This is a genomic window from Lysinibacillus sp. FSL K6-0057, from assembly GCF_038630885.1.
In the GTDB taxonomy this organism is placed as follows: Bacteria; Bacillota; Bacilli; order Bacillales_A; family Planococcaceae; genus Lysinibacillus; species Lysinibacillus fusiformis_F.
This window is the reverse complement of the sequence record NZ_CP152047.1, coordinates 4,573,703-4,596,096: the sequence shown is the minus strand read 5'-3', so window position 1 is coordinate 4,596,096 and position 22,394 is coordinate 4,573,703. Positions and strand designations below refer to the sequence as shown.

At 37.8% G+C, this 22,394-nt stretch carries 18 protein-coding genes; 12 read left to right on the top strand and 6 right to left on the bottom strand.

Annotated features, from left to right (window positions below):
* Positions 1-81 precede the first annotated feature (81 nt).
* Positions 82-996, bottom strand: a complete 915-nt coding sequence (gene thrB, locus MHB40_RS22950) for a homoserine kinase (RefSeq protein ID WP_342533509.1) — start codon at positions 994-996, stop codon at positions 82-84.
* Entirely contained in the window at positions 993-2,045 is a 1,053-nt protein-coding gene (gene thrC, locus MHB40_RS22945) for a threonine synthase (RefSeq protein WP_205445928.1), read from the bottom strand. Before thrC ends, thrB begins: the two co-directional genes overlap by 4 nt.
* 204 nt (positions 2,046-2,249) lie before the next feature.
* Here thrC and MHB40_RS22940 point away from each other — a divergent pair, with 204 nt between their 5' ends.
* Together MHB40_RS22940 and MHB40_RS22935 are read left to right on the top strand one after the other, a co-directional pair.
* Positions 2,250-3,479, top strand: a complete 1,230-nt coding sequence (locus MHB40_RS22940) for an MFS transporter (protein WP_342533508.1) — start codon at positions 2,250-2,252, stop codon at positions 3,477-3,479.
* Between the two features lie 317 nt (positions 3,480-3,796).
* Positions 3,797-4,663 (top strand): MurR/RpiR family transcriptional regulator, encoded by an 867-nt coding sequence (locus MHB40_RS22935; protein WP_342533507.1) that lies wholly within the window; start codon positions 3,797-3,799, stop codon positions 4,661-4,663.
* A 103-nt stretch (positions 4,664-4,766) separates the two neighbouring features.
* Here MHB40_RS22935 and MHB40_RS22930 read toward each other — a convergent pair whose 3' ends face one another.
* A complete protein-coding gene (locus MHB40_RS22930) occupies positions 4,767-5,570 on the bottom strand; it encodes a GNAT family N-acetyltransferase (protein ID WP_342533506.1) in 804 nt (267 codons plus the stop codon).
* A 467-nt stretch (positions 5,571-6,037) separates the two neighbouring features.
* On the opposite strand from MHB40_RS22930, the gene MHB40_RS22925 reads away from it, so the two are divergent.
* The gene (locus MHB40_RS22925; protein ID WP_342533505.1) at positions 6,038-6,964 is read left to right on the top strand and encodes a manganese-dependent inorganic pyrophosphatase; all 927 of its coding nucleotides are present in this window, start codon (positions 6,038-6,040) and stop codon (positions 6,962-6,964) included.
* A 38-nt stretch (positions 6,965-7,002) separates the two neighbouring features.
* On the opposite strand, the gene MHB40_RS22920 is transcribed toward MHB40_RS22925, so the two are convergent.
* Positions 7,003-8,382, bottom strand: a complete 1,380-nt coding sequence (locus MHB40_RS22920) for an FAD-dependent oxidoreductase (protein WP_342533504.1) — start codon at positions 8,380-8,382, stop codon at positions 7,003-7,005.
* 125 nt (positions 8,383-8,507) lie between these two features.
* On the opposite strand from MHB40_RS22920, the gene MHB40_RS22915 reads away from it, so the two are divergent.
* The 3 genes from MHB40_RS22915 (at position 8,508) to MHB40_RS22905 (ending at position 12,688) form a co-directional block, all read left to right on the top strand.
* Positions 8,508-9,215, top strand: a complete 708-nt coding sequence (locus tag MHB40_RS22915; protein ID WP_342533503.1) for a DsbA family oxidoreductase — start codon at positions 8,508-8,510, stop codon at positions 9,213-9,215.
* A 182-nt stretch (positions 9,216-9,397) separates the two neighbouring features.
* Entirely contained in the window at positions 9,398-10,024 is a 627-nt protein-coding gene (locus MHB40_RS22910; RefSeq protein ID WP_342533502.1) for an FMN-dependent NADH-azoreductase, read from the top strand.
* Between the two features lie 303 nt (positions 10,025-10,327).
* Positions 10,328-12,688 (top strand): bifunctional 2',3'-cyclic-nucleotide 2'-phosphodiesterase/3'-nucleotidase, encoded by a 2,361-nt coding sequence (locus MHB40_RS22905; RefSeq protein WP_342533501.1) that lies wholly within the window; start codon positions 10,328-10,330, stop codon positions 12,686-12,688.
* Between the two features lie 24 nt (positions 12,689-12,712).
* Here MHB40_RS22905 and MHB40_RS22900 read toward each other — a convergent pair whose 3' ends face one another.
* On the bottom strand, positions 12,713-13,084 hold the full coding sequence (locus MHB40_RS22900) for a DUF2500 domain-containing protein (RefSeq protein ID WP_342441818.1): 372 nt from the start codon (positions 13,082-13,084) through the stop codon (positions 12,713-12,715).
* Positions 13,085-13,120: 36 nt separating this feature from the next.
* Positions 13,121-13,648 (bottom strand): YceI family protein, encoded by a 528-nt coding sequence (locus tag MHB40_RS22895; protein ID WP_342441817.1) that lies wholly within the window; start codon positions 13,646-13,648, stop codon positions 13,121-13,123.
* 359 nt (positions 13,649-14,007) lie between these two features.
* On the opposite strand from MHB40_RS22895, the gene MHB40_RS22890 reads away from it, so the two are divergent.
* The 6 genes from MHB40_RS22890 (at position 14,008) to MHB40_RS22865 (ending at position 22,347) form a co-directional block, all read left to right on the top strand.
* Positions 14,008-14,313 (top strand): helix-turn-helix domain-containing protein, encoded by a 306-nt coding sequence (locus tag MHB40_RS22890; protein ID WP_036119224.1) that lies wholly within the window; start codon positions 14,008-14,010, stop codon positions 14,311-14,313.
* Positions 14,314-14,532: 219 nt separating this feature from the next.
* On the top strand, positions 14,533-15,447 hold the full coding sequence (gene murB, locus MHB40_RS22885) for a UDP-N-acetylmuramate dehydrogenase (RefSeq protein WP_342441816.1): 915 nt from the start codon (positions 14,533-14,535) through the stop codon (positions 15,445-15,447).
* A 52-nt stretch (positions 15,448-15,499) separates the two neighbouring features.
* Entirely contained in the window at positions 15,500-16,255 is a 756-nt protein-coding gene (locus MHB40_RS22880; RefSeq protein ID WP_342441815.1) for an exodeoxyribonuclease III, read from the top strand.
* Between the two features lie 1,103 nt (positions 16,256-17,358).
* Positions 17,359-19,728, top strand: a complete 2,370-nt coding sequence (locus tag MHB40_RS22875; RefSeq protein ID WP_342533499.1) for a penicillin acylase family protein — start codon at positions 17,359-17,361, stop codon at positions 19,726-19,728.
* Positions 19,729-19,871: 143 nt separating this feature from the next.
* The gene (locus MHB40_RS22870; RefSeq protein ID WP_342533498.1) at positions 19,872-20,243 is read left to right on the top strand and encodes a metalloregulator ArsR/SmtB family transcription factor; all 372 of its coding nucleotides are present in this window, start codon (positions 19,872-19,874) and stop codon (positions 20,241-20,243) included.
* Positions 20,224-22,347: a heavy metal translocating P-type ATPase gene (locus MHB40_RS22865; RefSeq protein WP_342533497.1), complete on the top strand. Its 2,124-nt coding sequence runs from the start codon at positions 20,224-20,226 to the stop codon at positions 22,345-22,347. Before MHB40_RS22870 ends, MHB40_RS22865 begins: the two co-directional genes overlap by 20 nt.
* Positions 22,348-22,394: the final 47 nt, after the last annotated feature.

Genomic DNA, 22,394 nt, shown 5'->3' with positions numbered 1-22,394 from the left:
AAGCAAGTATAGAAAGTCTAATTCTATACTTCTATAATATTAGTTTTATACGTACTTGCTTTCAAGAAAAAACGCCTACTGTTATAGTAGACGTTTCATACATTCATTGGCTTGTACACCATGTTCATCAGCTTTTGTTAAAATAATTTGGTGCTCTGGGAATTGCTTTGTCATTAGCTGAACGAAGTCAGAAGCAATAGCAGAGGGAATAATGGATATTAATGTTGGACCAGCTCCGCTTAAAGCTGTACCGTATGCGCCGTTAGCTTTTGCAGCAATACGAATTTCTTCATATGCAGGAATTAGCTTTGCACGAAACGGTTCATGGAATAAATCAGCCTCCATATAACGTCCAGCACGTTCAAAATCTCTTGCCATTAAAGAAGCCGCTAGCATATTCGCATTTGCTGAAGCATGAACTGCATAGGATCGGTTAAATTGCTCTGGTAAAACCGAACGGGATTCGCTTGTTTTTAATTCAACATCTGGTACATATACCACAAAGGAGGCATCGATATCATTGATATGAAATGTATCAACCATTCCTTTGTCATCCATTGAAGAAATCGTTAAACCTCCCAAGACTGAAGCGGTTGCGTTATCTGGATGTCCTTCAATTTGTGAAGAGAGATTAAGTTTATCTTGAATCGTTAATCCAAGCTTACATACTTGGTTAGCAAGTTCAATACCTGCAACAATAGCTGCTGCACTGCTACCAAGACCACGTGCCAACGGAAGTTCACTGGCCATCTCTACACGACAAGCAGGTAGCTGTTGACCATATTGATCTGCAGTTTTTTTAGCAATGACGTATAGTAAGTGTTCTTCAAGCTCAAACTCTTTAGGACCATTATCATCAAGATGGATAATTTCCCATTGTTCTTGTAAAGTAACAGAAAGCTTTAAGTAAAGAGACAAGCCAAGTCCTATTGAATCAAAGCCAGGACCTAAGTTGGCTGTGCTTCCAGGAACTGAGATTTGCCACATTTTACTCATAGTACACCCTCAATATATGCACGAATTTCTTCTTCATCGTTTTTAAGAGATACGACCTCTACAGTGGATACATTCATAGCTGTATCAGGATCTTTCAGTCCATTCCCTGTAAAGATAGTTACAACCTTAGCGCCTTGAGGGATTTTTCCATTTTCAACAGACTTCATAACACCTGCTAAAGAAGCAGCAGAGCCTGGCTCAACGAAAATACCTTCTGTACTTGCGATTAATTTGTAGGCTGCTACAATTTCTTCATCTGTAACAGAATCAATGATACCACCAGATTCATCGCGAGCCGCTTCTGCCAATTTCCAACTAGCAGGATTGCCAATTCGAATGGCAGTTGCCACTGTCTCAGGGTTAGCAATAGGCTCTCCTTTAACGATTGCTGCTGCACCTTCTGCTTCAAAGCCATACATTTTTGGTAAACCACTATTTTTTGCAGCGTGATATTCTTTAAATCCTTTCCAATAGGCAGTGATATTACCTGCATTACCAACAGGAATACACAGATAATCAGGTGCTGAACCTAAGGCATCTACAATTTCAAACGATGCCGTTTTTTGACCTTCGATACGGTATGGATTTACAGAGTTAACAAGTGCAACTGGTGTTGTTTCACTTACTTGGCGAACGATATTGAGAGCATCATCAAAATTACCATCAATTTCAATGATTTTTGCACCATACATTGTAGCTTGTGCAAGCTTACCAAGAGCAACTTTTCCTTTAGGAATAACAACGATTGATTGAATCCCTGCACGAGTTGCATAAGCTGCCGCAGCCGCAGAAGTGTTTCCTGTAGAAGCGCAAATAACGCATTGACTTCCATCCTCAATAGCTTTTGCAACAGCAAACACCATTCCTCGGTCTTTAAATGAGCCAGTTGGGTTTGCACCTTCAATTTTTCCGTAAAGCTCAATGCCTAGTTTCTTAGATAAATTCACTAAATGTATAAGAGGCGTATTGCCTTCGTTTAAAGTTAAAGCAGGTGTATTTTCAGTTACGGGTAAAAATTGTTTATATTCTTCAATAAGGCCTTTCCACATAACGTAACGATCTCCTTTTGTTCTTATAGAAAGAACAGTTGTTTTTGTATAAAAGACATTTTAACGCAAATAGCACTATTATTTCAATAGCATTTCATTAATTGTCGAAACAATTCGGTAATTTGAATAGTACTTGTCACTTTCTTGAAACAACTGTATAGTAATCTTGTAATGTAAAGTCATGTGTAAAGACAGGTGGTTGAGATGACAATAAATACAGCAGCGACAAATAAACCTCAGCAATCCATTTCTAGAAATAAGCTTTTGGGTGTAGCAGGGGTAGGATGGCTCTTTGATGCAATGGACGTTGGTATATTATCCTTTGTCATTGCAGCATTGGCCGCTGAGTGGGGATTATCACCAAGTCAATCTGGTTGGATTGGTAGTATTAATTCTATCGGGATGGCTGTAGGAGCTCTCTTTTTTGGTGTTTTTGCTGATAAAGTAGGGCGTAAGCAAATTTTTATGTGGACACTTGTCCTCTTTTCTATTGCAAGTGGTTTATCCGCTTTTACAACAACATTAACTGCATTTTTAATTTTACGCTTTTTAGTAGGGATGGGGCTAGGGGGAGAATTACCTGTAGCTTCAACACTAGTATCTGAAAGTGTGGCTGCCAAAGAAAGAGGGCGCGTTGTTGTATTACTAGAAAGCTTTTGGGCAGCAGGCTGGTTAATTGCAGCACTCATTTCGTATTTTATTATTCCTACATGGGGATGGCGAGTAGCCCTTATACTAACGGCACTTCCAGCGTTTTATGCTATTTATCTTCGTTGGCATTTACCAGATTCACCTCAATTTACTGTGAAGGAAGAATCAAAAAAACGTAGCATTGGCCAAAATATGAAAGAAGTTTGGTCGAAAAAGTATGCTCGCTCTACATTTATGCTGTGGCTACTATGGTTTACAGTTGTATTTTCGTATTATGGCATGTTTTTATGGTTGCCAAGTGTAATGGTAGGGAAGGGCTTTGATATGATCACAAGCTTTAAATATGTTTTGATCATGACTTTAGCTCAATTGCCAGGATACTTTACAGCAGCTTGGTTTATAGAAAAGTTTGGACGCAAATTTGTCCTTGTTTCCTATCTAATTGGTACTGCAGCAAGTGCTTACATTTTTGGGAATGCAGATACTTTAGGTGTATTGCTAACTTCAGGAATGTTTTTATCTTTCTTTAACTTAGGGGCTTGGGGTGCATTATATGCTTATACACCTGAGCAATATCCTTCCATTATTCGAGGAACAGGTGCTGGTATGGCGGCAGCCGTTGGACGAATTGGCGGTATTTTTGGTCCGTTGCTCGTTGGTTTTTTGTTGACGGCAGGCTATGATATAGGCTATATCTTTGCCATTTTCTGCGGAGCAATTATTATCGGTGTTGTGGGTGTCATCTTCCTTGGGAAGGAAACGAAGCAGCTTGAATTAGAATAAAATAAAATAGAATGTCCTGGATCAGAAGAAGTGATCCAGGACATTTTTGTCTGAATTCGCTTAAAAAATACATAAAAATGAGGAATTATTAATTTTTATTCGATTTTACAGATTTTTTTGTTAAAATGACAAATCAACATAAAATGGTTAAAGCTTAAATCAAATTGTTTTATTAGCAGGTTAATGCGATGAAGATTTTTCAGAAAAGTCATTGTATTCAAATTGTAATCGTGATACTGTATTTTTAATCGAATTTTGAGTCAGTAGGAAACAATCTCCCATTCGTGATAAGGTCATTGAAAGAAAGGTTGTTAGGAATGAGTATTCATGAGGATATAAAAAAAAGATTTGTAAGGTTGTCAAAAGGCCAGCGTAAAGTAGCACAATTTGTAATGGATAATCCCACTACAGTTATTGCTAATGGAGCAGCAGAGGTTGGCAGATTGGCTAATGTAAGTGAATCAACAGTGATTCGTTTTTGTTATGCTATGGATTTATCAGGGTATGTAGAACTGCAAGAGGAAATTAGAGGCTATATTATGTCTCAAGATGTGGGGGCAAATCTACAGCCTGCCTATACTGCTAAGAAGCTAACTAATTCTAGCTTTGGTAAGGTAATGCAACGGGATAGCCAAAATATTCAAGAAACCATTCAATTGATTAACGATCAGCAAATTCAAAAAAGCTCAAAATGGATGCATGAAGCAGATAATATCTATATTCTAGGTACTCGTCACAATGCATCTGTTACAAATTGGCTATCTAATACATTGAAAACACTTCGTTCTAATATTAAGCAGCTTCGTTTAGACTCGGAGGATCTAGTGAACCAAATAAATAGCATGAGCGAACATACAACTTTAATTGTGCTATCTTTTGATAAACAGATAATGGATATTAAAACGATTGTTGAAATTGCAAAGGTAAAGAAAGTGAAAATTATTGGGATTACAGGTTCCGCATTTTCGCCTATTCGAGAATATGCCAATGCATTATTTACCCTTGGCACCAAAAATCATTCTTCACTAGAAATTGCGCCAGTCTTGATTTCTTTTTTGCATGCCTTGATAGAGGAAATGATGAGTCTGGACAAAGGGCGCTATGAAAAATATCAGCAATCGTACGAGCAAGTAGAGAGTAATGTACTATTCTTAGATGCTATTAGAGAAAAGCAGGTTTTTTAATGTAACAACGCATAGGTAGTGTGTAATAACACACATGTCTATGCGTATTTTTGTCAATATAAAAAGATGTCCAAATAGTATTTAGACATCTAGGAAAAGTGAATTATAGAATTTTACTCAAGCTATATTCGTTCACATAAGTATCATTTAATTTAATCGCATTTTGTCGAATGCCTTCTTGATGAAATCCTAGCTTTGTAAAGAGATGTAAAGCTACATGGTTATGCTCCATAACAGATAACTCTAAACGAGAAATATCACGTTGTTTAGACCAACTTTCAACAGCCTTCATCAGTGCAGTGCCAATGCCTTTTTGTTGATGCTCTTCTTTCACAGCTAAGCGAACAGAGGCAACGTGTCTAGCTTTCGACTGTTTATATCCATGAATAACTGCATAACCTGCAAAAATCCCATTTAATACACATAGTAGTATTGTACGGTTTTTTAGATGCTTCCAATAGGTTAAATTTTTACGAAGTTGTTGGACAGTGAGATCTAGCTCATTTTGGATATTATACATGAAGTCGGTTTCTTGAAATATCTCCTCTTGCAAATGAATGAATGATCTAGCATCGGACGCTTCAATCCCTCGAATTATGTATGCAGATGAATGCTCCTCATTGTTTGAAGTGTTGCTTTCAGTAGACTTCATTTGAGTACGTGAGAAAGATACACTAGTACCTAGTTTAACATCAATGACATAATAACCTGCATTTGTCCATGATAAATAATGTGAGAGTGGGGGCTTAGTTTTTTTCCACCAGCTTTTATTTAAGTAGGCGGTGTTCGGTAATGCTTGTCCCATAATGTTTTCTAATTCGCTAAAGGATAAAGTAATTTCTTGTTGTAAAGCTACATCAAAATAGTTCGCTAAAGGAATGTACTTTTTTTCTATCTTCTTTGTCATCGTAATCCCCATTTCCTGAATATCCAAAAATATAGACTATCTGATGATAGCATAAAATTATGATGACTTAAATATGAAAACCCAACTAAATATCTATATAATCTAAATGTTTTAAAAAAAAGATGCATTTTTACTATTGAATGTTAAAAATAGGTTGGTAAAAATAGAGAATTTTACAGAAGTAATTAGACCTATTAAAAGTATACATAGCAACACAAGGTAGTTATAATGTATATATCTTATTTGAAAAGTATGTATTTGGAGGGCTTTCATTATTTTTATATATTAAAATTTAGACAGAAATGTTCTGTGTTGATTAAGCAATGTATTTTATACTGAAAGCGGGCATCAGTGGCATTTACACTAAGGCGAAATTGTTCCAAAGTTTCACTTTATCACTTGTCAGGCTATAAGGTATGATAAAATAAAATATAAATGTAAGTGCCATTTTAGGAGGAATTGATTCAATGAGTAAAGTATTAGTTTTTGGACATAAAAACCCAGATACAGACACAATCACGTCTGCTATTGTATATGCCTATTTAAAACAGCAAATGGGTGAACAAGCTGAGGCAGTACGTCTTGGAGATGTTAATAATGAAACTCAGTTTGCATTAGATAAATTTGGCTTTGAAGCGCCTCGTTTAATTTCTTCTGTTGTAGGAGAAGCGGACCAGGTAATCCTTGTTGACCACAATGAATTCCAACAATCAGCTGACGGTATTGAAGAAGTACAAATTACAGAGGTAATTGACCATCACCGTATTGCAAACTTCCAAACAGCAGATCCATTATACTATCGTGCTGAGCCAGTAGGTTGTACAGCTACAATTCTAAACAAAATCTTCAAGGAAAATGGAGTAGCGATACCAGCCAATATTGCTGGCTTAATGTTATCAGCGATTGTTTCCGATACACTACTTTTCAAATCGCCAACTTGCACAGAGCAAGATGTAAAAGCTGGCGAGGAGCTAGCAAAAATTGCTGGTGTGGATACTGCAGAGTATGGCTTAGCAATGCTAAAAGCAGGTGCTGATCTATCTGATAAATCATTAGAAGATTTATTATCGTTAGATGCAAAAGAGTTCCAATTCGGTGAGTACAAATCTGTTGTAGCTCAAGTGAATGCAGTTGATATGAATGATGTGCTTAATCGCCAAGAAGAGTTAGAAATCTTACTAAATAAAAATGTTGCAGAAAACGGCTTAGATCTATTCTTCTTCGTTGTGACTGATATTTTAAATAATGATTCAACTGCAGTTGCAATTGGGCAATTAGCAGAAGCGGCAGCAAAAGGATTCGGTGCTGAGCTTATCAACAACCGTGTTGTATTACCAGGAGTTGTTTCTCGTAAGAAACAAATTGTACCAGTATTAACGGAAGCTCTAAAATAAGAATAGGAAAGAGGTTGTCTATTAAGACAGCCTCTTTTTTAGTCGAGTTTTAATGGTTGTACGGCAGGGCCTTCAAGCACCTCACCCTTAGCATTAAAGCGGGAACCATGACAAGGACAATCCCATGTTTCATCAGCTTCATTCCATTTCGTTTTACAGCCTAAATGAGTACAGGTTGGAGCTGAGGCATTCTTCATATAACCCGCTATATATTCCTTTGCCACAAAGCCTCCTACTTTTAGCATTTGCATGAATTGGGCACCGAATTTTGTACGGGATGGTGAATAGAGAGCTAGGGCACCATCCTCAATCTTTGCGCCAGTTAAAAGAGAGGATAAGATATCACCAGCGACAAAGGAATTGGAGATTCCCCATTTACGATAGCCAGTGGCAATGAGTACGTTAGGTAAGGAGTTTGTAATCCTTCCAACATAAGGGACAATATCCGGTGTTTCTATATCCTGGGCTGACCAGCGATAAAGTGGCTGTTGTTCAAAATGCTCCTTCATTTCATTGGAAATGGCCTCATAATAAGGCTCGGTATGAACGGTTTCCCCAGCGATGTGATTCGCCCCTCCCAATACTAAATAATTTTCCTGATTAATTGTAGCAGTCCGTATCGAACGAGAAGGAAAATCAACTGATAGATATTGACCTTGCATGGTCTCTGAGGTTTTACTGGCAACCATATAGGAGCGACTATTGGATAATTTAAAAAGTTTGAGTCCTTTAAATGCTTCAATGGGATAATGTGAACACAAAATAAGCTTATTATATTGAACCGACATATTTTTTTCGGTATGTAAGTTATTTTGTGGTATGTTTAATTGCTGAACACGCGTATTTGTATAAAGTTTTGCTCCCATCTTCTGTGCCTCTTTAGCAAGAAAATTACTTACTTCAACAGGATTTATTTGGGCTTGTTGTGACATACATAATGCTTTTGTAATAGGGAATGGTAGCTCCGTGTCAGAGGTAAGGTTAGACTTAATATTTAAAACCTTGTAGGCATTCCATTCTTTTAATAATTGTGCATAGCCTTCTTTTGTTTGACAGTATAATAGTGAATCCACCGATCGAACGCTGTCTGGTGGAAGTAATTGTCTAGCTTTATCAATGGCTTGTTGATTGAGTTGATAATAAAGCTGTGCCTCTTCTACAGATAGTTTTTCTAAAAGATTTGCATAGACAATGCTATGCTGGGCTGTTAATTTTCCTGTTGAATGCCCTGTCGTACCATGACCAAAATGGGTATTTGCTTCAAGAAGAACTACATCCACACCTGCTTTTGCTAAAGTATAGGCGGTATATAAACCCGTTAAGCCACCACCGATTATACATACATCGCATGTTGTTGAGGAAGTAAGGGAAGATAACGAAACTGACTCAGTTGTAGCAAGCCAAAGAGATTGTGTCATATAGAAACCTCACATAGTTTTTATGTTCAGTATGTAGAAGAACTTGAAAAATTATGCAGTGAGGCATTAAAATTGCCTTGTGATTTCAACTATCGCTACAATGTAGCAAAAGGAGTGAGCAAGTAATGAAAATTGAAATTTGGTCTGACTATGTATGCCCATTTTGTTATATTGGAAAAAAACAATTAGAGAAAGCGATTGAGGATACTGGCTATGCGGGGCAGGTAGAGCTTGTCTATAAAAGCTACCAACTAGATCCAACGACTCCAGTAGATTCGCATAGTACTGTCTATGAATCATTGGCAAAGAAATACGGAATGTCATTAGAGAAGGCAAAGGAAATGACAATGGGTGTAACAGAACGTGCAAAAGAAGTAGGCTTAAACTACGACTTTAGCAATTTGATGGAAGAGAATACGTTAAAAGCACACCGTCTTGTAAAATGGGCTGAACAACAGGGAGATGTTACAGCACTTGTAGAGTCACTTTTACACAGTCATTTTATTGAAGGAAAGCGTATCGGCCAAGACGATGTTTTATTAGAGATAGCTGAACAAGTCGGGCTACAGCGTGATGAGGTTGCAAAGGTTCTTGCAGAGGATGTTTATAAAAACGAAGTAGAATCGGATATTCAAGAAGGTCTACAGCTTGGTGTTCGAGGAGTACCGTTCTTTGTCTTAAACCGTAAGTATGGTATTTCAGGTGCGCAACCACAGGAGGTATTTGAAGATACACTGCGTAAAGTTGCTGAGGAAGAGGGCCTACAACCAACGCTAAAGATGGCTGGTTCAGGTGATGCGGGTATTTGCACAGACGATAACTGTAAATTTTAGTTTACTAGAGAGGAGTAAAGCTTTAAACTCCTCTTGTTTGGTAGACGAAAGGATTTTAACATAATATTTCAGTCAAAAGTCTGAGGTAAGTAACATTGACATTTTAGATGAAATTTTTTAAGATAAACACATATCTTGAATTCGAGATATTAGATTCTGAAATTTAAGGGAGATTTTATATAATGAACGTTTTAGTAGTAAAAGCGAACAACCGTCCAGACGGTATTTCAACAAAAATGTATGATACTTTCATGGAAAATGTACAAGGTGTCAACGTGACAACTTTTGACGTATTCGCAGAAGATATGCCTTATTTTGGACAAGACCTTTTCAATGCATTTGGTAAAGTACAAAATGGTGGAGAGTTAACAGACATCGAATCACGTCTATTAGCTGCTAAACAAAAAACAATGGATGCATTAACTGCAGCTGATTTAGTTGTATTTGCATTCCCACTATGGAACTTAACAATTCCAGCCCCTCTACAAACATTTATTGACTACGTATACCAAGCAGGATTCACATTCAAATATGGTGAAAATGGTCAATTAATTAGCTTAATGACTGACAAAAAAGCGATTATTTTAAATGCTCGTGGTGGCTACTATTCATCACCAGAAGCTCAACCAATGGAAATGTCAGTAAACTATATTAAAAACGTAGTAGGTGGCGTATTCGGTATGGAAATTATCGAAGAAGTGATTATTGAAGGTCACAATGCTTCACCAGATAAAGCACAAGAAATTATTGCAAATGGCCTAGAAGAAGTGAAAAAAGTAGCTCAATCACTTCAAACTGTGAATGCATAAAAAATATTTTTTAATAAAAGTCCTCTCAATTTTGGGAGGACTTTTTTTATTTTGTCAACAGATGTATGGTGTGGTATGGAGGTCGGACATATTGACATTAACTAATTATTTAGAATTTACATTTACTAACATCCTATTAGATAGAGAATTAAAAAATGATAACAATTTATGATTTAGAGTGAAAGTGATTATCCATTCTTTTAAAAATACATATAATTAGGACTATTTATTCAGTAAAAATTAGAATGGTTTTAATATAATAGGATTTGTAGGAAAATACTAGATTATTAAGGAGGTTGTTGTATGAATAAGAAATTAATAACTAATTTCTTGGCGATGTTACTAGTCCTTTTCGCGTTTATACCATTTGGAGTTTCTGCTGAGGCTGCTTCTAATGATGTAACACGCGCAGACTATGTAAAAGAATTAGTAGAAAGCTTAGATGTAGAGATAGGTGATGGCTCTTCTCTTGCCTTTACCGATGTCTCTAAGGATTTAGCACCTTATGTAGAAAAAGCTGTTCAATTAAAACTTATTAAAGGTAAAACAGCAACTACATTTGGTCCAGCTGATAAATTAACACGTCAACAAGCATTTGTAATCTCTGCTCGTGGACTAGTTAGTGAAAACGCTTCTCTAACTGTTTTAGAGCAATTTAAGGATGCAGATCAAATTGCAGAGGCATATAAACAAGATTTAGCGAATGCTGTTGCAGCAAATATTTTGCAAGCATTTGAGGATAATACTATTCGCCCTCGTGACTATGTGACACAGGAACAAATGGAGAGTATTGTGGAACGCTTTGTAGCAGAATACAAAGCACCTTCAACTGGTGTATCAGTAGATCTTCAAATTTTAGGAACAACAGATATTCATACCAATTTAGCTAATTACAATTACTATTTAGATGCTCCATCATCTGAGGTTGGTTTGGCTAATACAGCGACATTAATTGAGCAAGCACGCGCTAAAAATCCAAACACATTACTATTCGATAATGGAGATTTAATTCAAGGTACACCACTTGGCTCTTATAAAGCATTAGAAAGTGTATTGAAGCCTGGTGAAGTTCATCCAGCTATTGCAGCACTTAACGCATTAAAATATGATGGTGGAACTTTAGGAAACCATGAATTTAACTATGGTCTAGACTTTTTAGGTGAAGTTTTAAACGATGCAAAGTATCCAGTCGTAAATGCTAATACTTATGATGCAAAGACAAAAGAACGTATGTTTACACCTTATGTTATTCTTGATAAAGAAGTGGTCGATAGCACTGGTAAAAAGCATACACTTAAAGTTGGTGTAACAGGGATTGTACCAACAAAAATTGTTGAATGGGATGCCATTCATTTAGCAGGTAAAGTTGAAATGCAAGAGCCAGTCGAAGCAGTGAAAGAGGTAGTACCAGAAATGCAGAAGGCTGGAGCAGACGTGATTGTCGTTCTGTCACATTCAGGTATCGGTGAAGATACTTATGTGAAGGGTGCTGAAAATGTTGGTTACCAACTAGCAGAAATCGAAGGCATTGATGCTTTAATTACAGGGCACTCTCATTTAACATTCCCTGGTGACTATAAGGATTTGAAAGATGTCGATCAAGAAAAGGGTACAATTCATGGTGTGCCTACTGTTATGGCAGGTAGCTATGGTAGTCATCTTGGTGTAATTGATTTAAAACTGGAACAGCAAGGATCAGAGTGGGTAGTGGTAGATGGTAAAGGTTCATTGCAATCCATCAAGCAAGAAGGTTTACAACCATCCACAACAGTTTTAGAGGCTATTAAAGAGGCACATGATGGCACATTAACGTATATCCGTCAGCCTGTTGGAGAAACAACTGCTCCAATCCACAGTTATTTTTCAATGGTGCAAGATGATCCATCTATTCAAATCGTAACACAAGCTCAAAAATGGTTTATCGAACAAGAGTTAAAGGGCACTGCTGATGAAAAGACACCAATTCTTTCAGCTGGCGCACCTTTCAAAGCAGGCTCTCGTAATAACCCATTAGATTATACAAATATTCCTGTGGGACCACTTGCCATCAAAAATATGGCGGACATTTATCATTACGACAATACTGTTGCAACAATTAAAGTAACAGGTGCTCAAGCAATTGAATGGCTAGAGATGGCTGCAGGTATTTTTGCAACGATTGATCCGACTAAAACAGAAGAGCAAAATATTATTGATGCAGAAGCGCGTTCTTATAATTTTGATGTGTTAGATGGCTTAACATATCAAATTGATGTCACATCGCCAGCAAAATATGACCGACGTGGTAATCTTACTGATGAAAAGGCAAATCGTATTAAGAATGTACAGTATAATGGTAAACCGATCGATTTAAAACAAGAATTCATCATCATCACAAACAATTACCGAGTTGGTGGATCATATGGTGCGACATTTAAAAATGCAGATGGCTCAAATATAACTAACTATGCTTATGAAAATCGTCAAGCTGTTGTTGATTATATTATGACGAATAAAACAATTAACCCTGCTGCGGATAATAACTGGTCATTTGTACCGTTCCCAGCCAATACAAAGGTTATTTACTTATCTGCGAAAGATGCGCAAAAGTTCATTCCAGCAGGTAGTGGCATTGAATATTTAGAAGATACAGAAGCTGGTTTTGCTAAATATTTAATTAAATAAAGGTATATGAAAGGAGAGTACGATTCAATCAATACTCTCCTTTTTATGTCTGTTGAATGAATGATACCGTGTACCTTGATAGGTTAAAATGCCGAAATCACCTTCTACAAGCTGACCATAATCGTAGCCATTCATCTTTAGTTCATGCCGCTCTCCGTTTAGTTCTTCAAACGTAACATAATAGGACGTAGATGCCCCAGTATTATTAGATCCCCCACGTATATTCGTACGCTTAGTCACAACCTTAGTGGGTACAGTTAAAATTGGGGAACGGTTATTTTTAGACCATGTGATAATGCCGTTCACAATTATAAAGGCTATGCTGCCAAAAACAATAAAGAAGATGATGGTAATAAAAGCGGAACCAAATAAAAATTGATTATCAAACCAAAACAAATAAATTCCCCCCTTCCTTTGAGATAGAAACTACACTTAAAGAGGATTTAATTCAAGATCTACTAGTACGTCTATTTCGTCGCTAATTAATACACCACCTGATTCTAAAATCGTATTATAGACTAAATTAAAATCACGGCGATTAATTTGTGCTTTGGCTTGGAAGCCAAAAACTTCTTGTGCCCATGGATTCACACCTTTTCCTGTATATACTGTTGTAAATACGATAGGCCTTGTTATGTTTTTGATGGTTAAATCACCATGAATCGCAAAATTTTTATCATCTAGTTTATCAATATATGTAGAGGTAAATACTATTTTTGGATAGACGTCTGCATCAAAAAAGTCAGGAGACACAAGGTGGACATCACGATCATGATTCTTGGTGGAGACACTAGCCACTATAATGGTAATCGAAATGTTTGCATCCTTCATTTGTTCGATATTGGCTGCAACTATTTCACCGCTGTACGATTCAAATGTACCGTGAATACGAGAAATCATCATATGTCGTACAGAAAAGCCGATCGTTGAATGACTGAAATCAATAGTAAATTTTTTCATTTGAAAACCCCCTAAACAGCATTCTACAACGAATGATAAAGTAAACAAATTGCATATTCAATGAGTTTTTCATAATTGTGGAAGTATTTCCCTCTATAAAAGTGTAATCTGTGAACATGAAACAAAACATATTTAAAATGAAATAGGCATATTATTGGAAATATGTGCATTTTATTGTGATACCGTTTAGGCTAAGACATTTTTTTGTTTCTTTGATAGTTAGGTCCATAATTGAAATTTAAAGTTACTTTTTGTAATTAAATATATAAAAGTTAATAGATTATTTTACGTAAATAAGTTACTTCAAATTTACATTTACTGCAATAATCGTTACAATAGTTACATAGAGGTGAAAAATTATGAATGAGACAACTTTGTGTCCTCGTTTAGCTAAAGCAATGGATTTAATCGGAAAACGATGGACGGGGTTAATATTATATCAATTACTAGATGGACCACAGCGCTTTAATGAAATCGAATCTGCATTACCTGTCAGTGGACGTTTATTATCAGAACGTTTAAAGGAGCTTGAAAAAGAGGGGCTTGTTGAACGTAAAGTATATTCTGAAGTGCCAGTGCGTGTTGAGTATTCATTAACAGATAAAGGTCGAGCACTTGAAGGTGCTATCCGCAATATTGAAACATGGGCAAGTAGCTGGCTCTAAGGTGAATGGATTATTTTACTAGGTAATTCAACTTAATAGTGTGCTAAAAACGACACTTGGAATGACTGTCAATTTTCTTTATAATATTCATCATCTCTGCACAGGTCTTACCTGTCTTATAATATGAGATAAAAATACCCTTCATTTTACTTGTCAAATTGGGGTTCTAAATCCATACTGGTGTAGAGTAAGAAGGACGTTAGAAAGGAATTAGCTCTCATGACAAAAGAACAATGGGCGATGGATTTAGCAAAAAGTATTAATCCTGCCAATATTAAGTTAGATGAATCATTACAGCAATACACAATGACAAAATTAGGTGGCAAAGCAGATGTTTTTGTTCTTCCTGAAACAGAAGAAGAGGCAGCATCCGTTATTCGCTATGCATATATAAATAATATTCCTTTATTAATGTTAGGTAACGGCTCTAATATGGTTGTTCGAGATGGCGGTCATAGAGGAATCGTTGTAACATTTTCACGCTTAAATGAGATTCGGATTAATGGTGAGCATGTTTATGCACAAAGTGGTGCACTGATCAAAGATGCATCAAAACTATCAGCGCAAGCTTCTTTAACTGGTTTTGAATTTGCATGTGGTATTCCAGGGTCAATTGGTGGCGCAATGGCTATGAACGCAGGTGCTTATGGCGGCGAGATTAAAGATATTATTGTTTCATCAAAGGTGTTAACAAGAGAAGGAGACATTTTAACATTAGGTAAAGAAGAGCTTGAGCTTGGATACCGTCAAAGCATTATTGCCAAAAAAGGTTATTATGTGTTGTCCTCTGATTTTCAATTAGCAGTAGGCGTGCAGGAGGAAATTGATGCGAAGATTGCTGATTTAACCTTCCAACGCGAATCGAAACAGCCTTTAGAATATCCGTCTGCTGGAAGTGTTTTTAAACGCCCACCAGGTTATTTTGCAGGAAAACTTATTCAAGATAGTGGTTTACAAGGCAAAGGTGTTGGTGATGCAGAAGTCTCTACCAAGCATGCAGGGTTTATTGTCAACAAAGGAAATGCTACAGCTTCAGACTATATTGAGACAATCCAAATGGTTCAACGTGTAGTGAAAGAAAAATTTGGCATTGAATTAGAGACGGAAGTCAAAATTGTTGGTGACGATCTATAATAGGATGCCCTTCGCATAAGCCGAGGGGCGTTTTTTTAGGAGTGTGGATAAAATGAAATTTATATCATGGAATGTCAATGGAATACGAGCATGTCTGGGTAAAGGTTTTTTAGCGTTCTTTCATCAAATAGATGCTGATTTCTTTTGTATCCAAGAAACAAAATGTCAAGCTGGACAAGTAGAGCTGTCCCTCGAAGGTTATGAGCAGTATTGGAATTATGCCCAGAAAAAGGGGTATTCAGGAACGGCCATCTTCACTAAGCACACACCGTTGTCTGTTAAGTATGGAGTGGGCGATGAAGATTCTCAGGATGAAGGCAGAATCATAACACTCGAATATAAGAATTTCTATTTAGTGAATGTTTATACACCAAATGCACAGCGTGATTTAGCGAGATTACCACTACGTTTACAGTGGGAGGATCGTTTAGCTAGCTATCTACAAGAGCTAAATAGCCAGAAGCCTGTGGTTTATTGTGGTGATCTAAATGTTGCCCACATGGAAATTGATTTAAAAAATGCAAAATCGAATATTGGAAATTCAGGCTTTACATACGAAGAGCGAGCGAAATTCTCGGCGTTATTGGAAAGCGGATTTGTAGATTCTTTTAGATACAAGCATCCCGAGGAAACGGACCACTACACATGGTGGTCCTATATGAATAAAGTGCGTGAACGCAATATCGGGTGGCGTATTGATTACTTTGTTGTATCAAGTCAATTGAAGGATCAAATTGAAAGCGCAACAATTCACCCACACATCATGGGCAGTGATCATTGTCCGATTGAATTGCAATTACAAGGCTAGTACTGAAATCGTATTTTCTAAATGAAAATACGATTTTTTGTTTTTGAAAATTAATAAGGGTGACTTTTGAAATTGGGGTTTTTGCAACACAGAGTAGGTAGCTCCATGTGTGAGGGAACCGTATCAAATAGATGTCGAAACGCTCATTCTAAGTGAGAATCCGCTCCAAAGAAAGGAAGAAGCGCTCCAACCACGAGAGCCCCCGCTCCAAAGTGAGGAAGAAGCGCTCCAACCACGAGAGAATCCGCTCCAAAGAAAGGAAGAAGCGCTCCAACCAAGAGAGAGTCCGCTCTAAAGTGAGGGAGAAGCGCTCCAACCACGGGAGAATTCGCTCAAAAGAGAGGAAGAAGCGCTCCAATCAAGTGAGCCCCCGCTCCAAAGAGAGGAAGAAGCGCTCCAACTAAGTGAGAATTCTCTCAAAAGAAAGGAAGAAGCGCTCCAACCAAGAGAGAATCCGCTCCAAAGAGAGGAAGAAGCGCTCCAATCAAGAGAGTGTCCGCTCCAAAGAGAGGAAGAAGCGCTCCAACTAAGCGAGCTCCCGCTCCAAAGAGAGGAAGAAGCGCTCCAACCAAGAGAGAATCCGCTCCAAAGAGAGGAAGAAGCGCTCCAATCAAGAGAGAATCCGCTCAAAAGAAAGGAAGAAGCGCTCCAACTAAGCGAGCCCCCGCTCCAAAGAGAGGAAGAAGCGCTCCAATCAAGCGAGCTCCCGCTCCAAAGAGAGGAAGAAGCGCTCCAACCAAGCGAGCCCCCGCTCAAAAGAAAGGAAGAAGCTTTCCAATCAAGCGAGCCCCCTCTCCAAAATGAGGAAGAAGCGCTCCAACCAAGCAAGATCCCGCTCCAAAGAGGGACAAAATTAATTAGATTGCAAGAAAACTCGCCCTTATAGAATCGTAATATCTATATGAACATACGAATTTTTAACATTACTCAGTAGCCTTCATAATTCCTATTGTTTATACTATTCTAATAGCGAATAAATATAAAATTTTGTATTTAAAGACAATTTTATATACATAAAATAAGAAATTTCGCTAAAAAATTTGCGTGACAAAACGGGTTTGGGAAGGTAGTAAGGGAATATAGTGCAAAGAGGGGGTAATTCAATGGGAAAGAGAAAGTTTAAATGGAAAAAGTGGCTCATTGTCATTGCTGGTGTAATAGCTGCTTTGGCTATCGTGGCTTTTATTGGGTTTACATGGTTTATGAATAAATCCAAGCCAGTGATTGATGGTGAGTTGGCTGTTACAATTCTGGATCAGGATGTGACAGTGACGAGAGATGAAAAAGGGGTTCCGCATATTTTGGCCAAGACAGATGCCGATTTGTATCGTGCGCAAGGTTATGTCCAAGCGCAGGATAGACTTTTTCAAATGGACTTGGCGCGAAGACAGGCAAGTGGTCGATTATCTGAAATTATTGGAGAAGCAACCATTAATACAGACAAACACTTCCGTACATTTAGCTTACGAGATGCGGCGGAGAAATCATTAGCTGCCTATGATGAAGAAAGTAAGCAAGTACTTGAAAGGTATGCTGAAGGGGTAAATGCTTTTATTGCACAGGCAAAGGAAAACAATACACTAAGTTACGAATTCGCTTTGTTAGGCTATGAGCCAGAGGAGTGGACAGTTGTTGATTCCTTAACAATTGGTAAATATATGGCCTATGATTTGGGTGGAAATTGGAATACATTAGCTTTTCGTCATTGGGCATTACAGAATTTTGATGAAGAAAAGGCAAAAGAATTATTTATTAAATATCCAGAAAACGCTTCGTCGATTATCGAGGCCAATATCCAAAACCCTGTTGCTGTGGCTGGGCAATTCAGTGCGGAAATGCTACCAAACGAATTTAACGGGAGTAATAACTGGGTTGTTTCTGGTGATAAAACGAAATCAGGAATGCCTATTTTAGCAGATGACCCACATTTAGGATTAAGTACCCCTTCTATTTGGTATCAAATGCATCTGCAATCACCACAACAAAACGTTAGTGGCGTTATCTTTGCAGGGATTCCAGGTATTATTTTAGGTCATAATGATGAAATTGCTTGGGGTGTGACAAATGTGGGTCCGGATGTACAGGATTTATATATTGAAATACCCAATCCGGATAATCCAACACAATTCCGATACGATGGTCAGTGGGAGCAAGCAGAGGTGCGGGATGAGTCGATTAAAGTGAAGGATGGGGAAACAGTAGATTTTGAAGTCGTTGTTACACGTCATGGCCCTATAATGACAGATTTGGCTTTCAAAGATACGGAGCCAACAGCACAATTTTCGATGCAATGGACAGCACTACAACCTACCGCTGAACTGAGAGCAGTGCTTGGTTTTAATAAGGCAAAAACTTGGGATGACTTTGAAAAAGCATTAGAAGACTTTAAGGCACCAGCACAAAATTTTGTTTTTGCATCAAAGGACGGTACGATTGCCTATAAAGCCAATGGTCAAATACCAATTCGTAAGCAAGGTGAAGGTCAATTACCAGTTCCAGGCGATTCGAGTGACTATGGTTGGGAGGGCTTTATCCCATGGGATGAATTACCGACTCTAGTAAATCCAAAAGAAGGTTTTATTGCCACGGCGAATAACCAAGTAATAGGAGAGGACTATCCTTATCACATAACTGATTTCTGGGCACAACCTTATCGTTTCGAGAGAATTAAAGAAGTGCTAGAGGCAAATGATGCGATTACAGTAGAAGATATGATGGCTTTGCAAATGGATCAGCACAATCTTTATGCAAGAGAATTTCTGCCTGATTTATTAACGTCGATAAAAGAGAAAGATCAGGATGGGAAGTACGCCGAAATTATTGCCATGCTAGAGAATTGGGATATGGTGGACGCAAAGGAATCAGGTGCACCACTTGTGTTCCATACATTAATGATTAAGTTACAGGAAGTTTTGTTTAAAGATCAAATGCCTGAAGATATGTATGGCATTATGTATGGGAAGTTTAATATTACAGACCAGCTCTTACGTACGGCATATGCTGGAGAGAAAAGTATTTGGATTGAGGAGCAGGGTGGCATTGATGAAACAGTATACAAGGCATTTGAACTAACAATTGCACAATTAGAAGATCAATTCGGTAAAAATGCCTCAAAATGGCAATGGGGTGATTACCATCAGCTTACTTTTGATCATACATTAGGAAGTGCATCACCTATTCTTGCAGCCTATTTTAACGCTAAAAAGGTTCCAATTGGTGGATCGAAAGTTACCGTACAAGCAGCAGATAATGATTTAGCTGGTAATGTAGATCACGGTGCATCTTGGCGTTTTGTGGTGGATGTAGGTGATTTAAGCTCAGCCTATCATATTGTTGGTCCTGGTCAAAGTGGGCACGTAAAGTCTGATTGGTATCAAGATCAGGTATTGGATTGGGCAAATGGTGATTACCATCAAACATTTATCAAACAGGAAGAGATAAAAGGGAAAACATTACAATTAAAAGCGAAGTAATAAAAGGTTGGCGTACATAATTCAGTACGCTAACTTTTTTTATTTAAGGATATACATCCTAACATTCAAATATACGTTTGAATATGATGGAATAATATGTTACATTGAATACAATCAAACGAATATTTGAATGAGGTGAGAAAATGCCAAAAGAAATATGTGAGGTGACGCATGTACATGAAGAAGCGGTCACAAAGGTGCAACAACAAATGCCCGATTTATCAGGTGTAGCCAAATTTTTAAAGGCGTTATCCGATGAAACTAGACTTAAAATTGCCTATGCTTTAACGGTGGAAGATGAACTATGTGTTTGTGATGTTGCGACTATTATTGGTTCTTCAGTTGCTACAGCATCACATCATTTACGATATTTAAAAGATAATAATTTAGCAAGATCACACCGTAAAGGTAAGCAAATGTATTACTCTTTAGCGGATGAGCATGTATATCAAATTGTAACAATTGCCTACGAACATGCGAAAGAGGGGATTGCGAATGGCAGCGACGCCAATTAAACAAGAATACAGACTACAAAATTTATCCTGTGCTAGTTGTGCTGCAAAGTTTGAGAAAAATGTGAAGGCTATCCCAGAAGTACAGGATGCACAAGTCAATTTTGGTGCTTCTAAAATTACAGTAATCGGTGCTATTAGTGTAGACCAAATTGAAGAAGCGGGTGCCTTTGATGGCATTAAGGTTACGAAATCAGCAGCAAAAGCACTTGAAAACACTACACCTTTTTACCGTAAAAAGGAAAATGTTCTAGCAGGAATATCATTGCTTTTTGTCATTCTAGGCTATCTATTTGTTGATATGCGTGGGGAATCGAACCCGCTACCGATTGCCATGTTCATTATAGCTATCCTTGTGGGTGGAGTAGGTATTTTTAAAATTGGCTTCCGAAACCTGGCTCGTTTTGAATTTGATATGAAGACGCTTATGACAATCGCCATTATAGGAGCTGCTATTATCGGTGAATGGGAAGAAGCGGCAGTGGTCGTATTTTTATTTGCTGTAAGTGAGGCACTTGAAGCGTATTCAATGGATAAAGCACGTCAATCTATTCGTCAATTAATGGATATAGCACCGCCAACAGCGCTTATCAAAAGAGCCCACGGTGAACACTTCCATGAGCTTGAGCTACCTACTGAAGACATTGAAATAGGAGATATTTTGATTGTAAAGCCTGGGCAAAAGATTGCGATGGATGGCATTGTCATTAGTGGATTGTCTGCGGTTAATCAGGCAGCTATTACAGGTGAGTCGATTCCCGTTAATAAAACTGTAAATGATGAAGTATTTGCTGGGACGTTAAACGAAGAGGGTGCTCTTGAAGTACGTGTGACAAAGCGAGTAGAAGACACTACCATTGCTAAAATAATTCATCTAGTGGAAGAGGCACAAGCAGAAAAAGCACCCTCTCAGCAATTTGTAGATCGCTTTGCAAAATATTACACACCAGCCATTATGATCATTGCTTTTTTAGTAGCTGTTATTCCACCTTTACTAGTAGGCGATTGGCAGCATTGGATTTACCAAGGTCTAGCTGTTTTAGTGGTAGGATGTCCTTGTGCGCTTGTTGTCTCTACACCAGTTGCCATTGTTACAGCAATTGGTAATGCAGCAAGGCAGGGTGTACTGATTAAAGGTGGTGTTCATTTAGAGCAGTTAGGACACATTGAAGCTGTTGCCTTTGATAAAACAGGTACATTAACGAAAGGGCAGCCTGCAGTAACAGATATCGTAACAGCTGAGAATTGGTCAGAAGACTATGTGTTGCAACTAGTGTCAGCGGTAGAAAAACAGTCACAGCACCCTTTAGCCAAAGCTATTTTAAATAGACTGCACGATAAAAACTTACCTGAGCTAGTGCCAACAGATTTCCAGTCAGTAACAGGCAAAGGTGCCTATGCTACCGTTGATAATCAGATTATTTATGTAGGTAGCATGAAATGGGCTACTACATTAACTTCTGTAGATAAAAATATAGAAAGTCAGGTTAAGAATCTGCAAGAACAGGGTAAAACAGTAGTAGCAGCTGTTTCGAATAATCAACTTATTGGACTGATTGCAATTGCTGATCAATTACGTCATGAAAGCAAGGACGTATTGAAAAAATTACATGCCTTAAAAGTAAAACATATGGTGATGTTAACAGGTGATGCAGAGCCTACTGCGCAAGCTATTGCTACTTCATTAAAGATGACAGATGTGCGCGCTGGTTTATTACCAGAAGAAAAATTAATGGCGATTAAGGATTTACGTGCACAATTTGGTGCTGTAGCGATGGTTGGAGATGGTGTAAACGATGCACCAGCATTAGCCACTGCTAACGTAGGAATTGCCATGGGTGGAGCAGGAACAGATGCAGCTCTTGAGACGGCAGATATTGCCTTAATGGGTGATGATTTAACAAAGCTTCCTTACACTATTGGCTTGAGCAGAAGAACATTACGTATCATTAAAGAGAATATTATATTTGCCCTAGTCTTAAAGTTAATTGCATTGCTGCTTGTCATACCAGGATGGTTAACATTATGGATAGCAATTTTTGCGGATATGGGTGCAACACTATTAGTTGTGTTTAATTCATTAAGACTAATTAGAGCAAAAAAGTAGTAAGTAAGGTGTAGAACGATCTGAAAAGGTAGGAAATTAATCTTGCT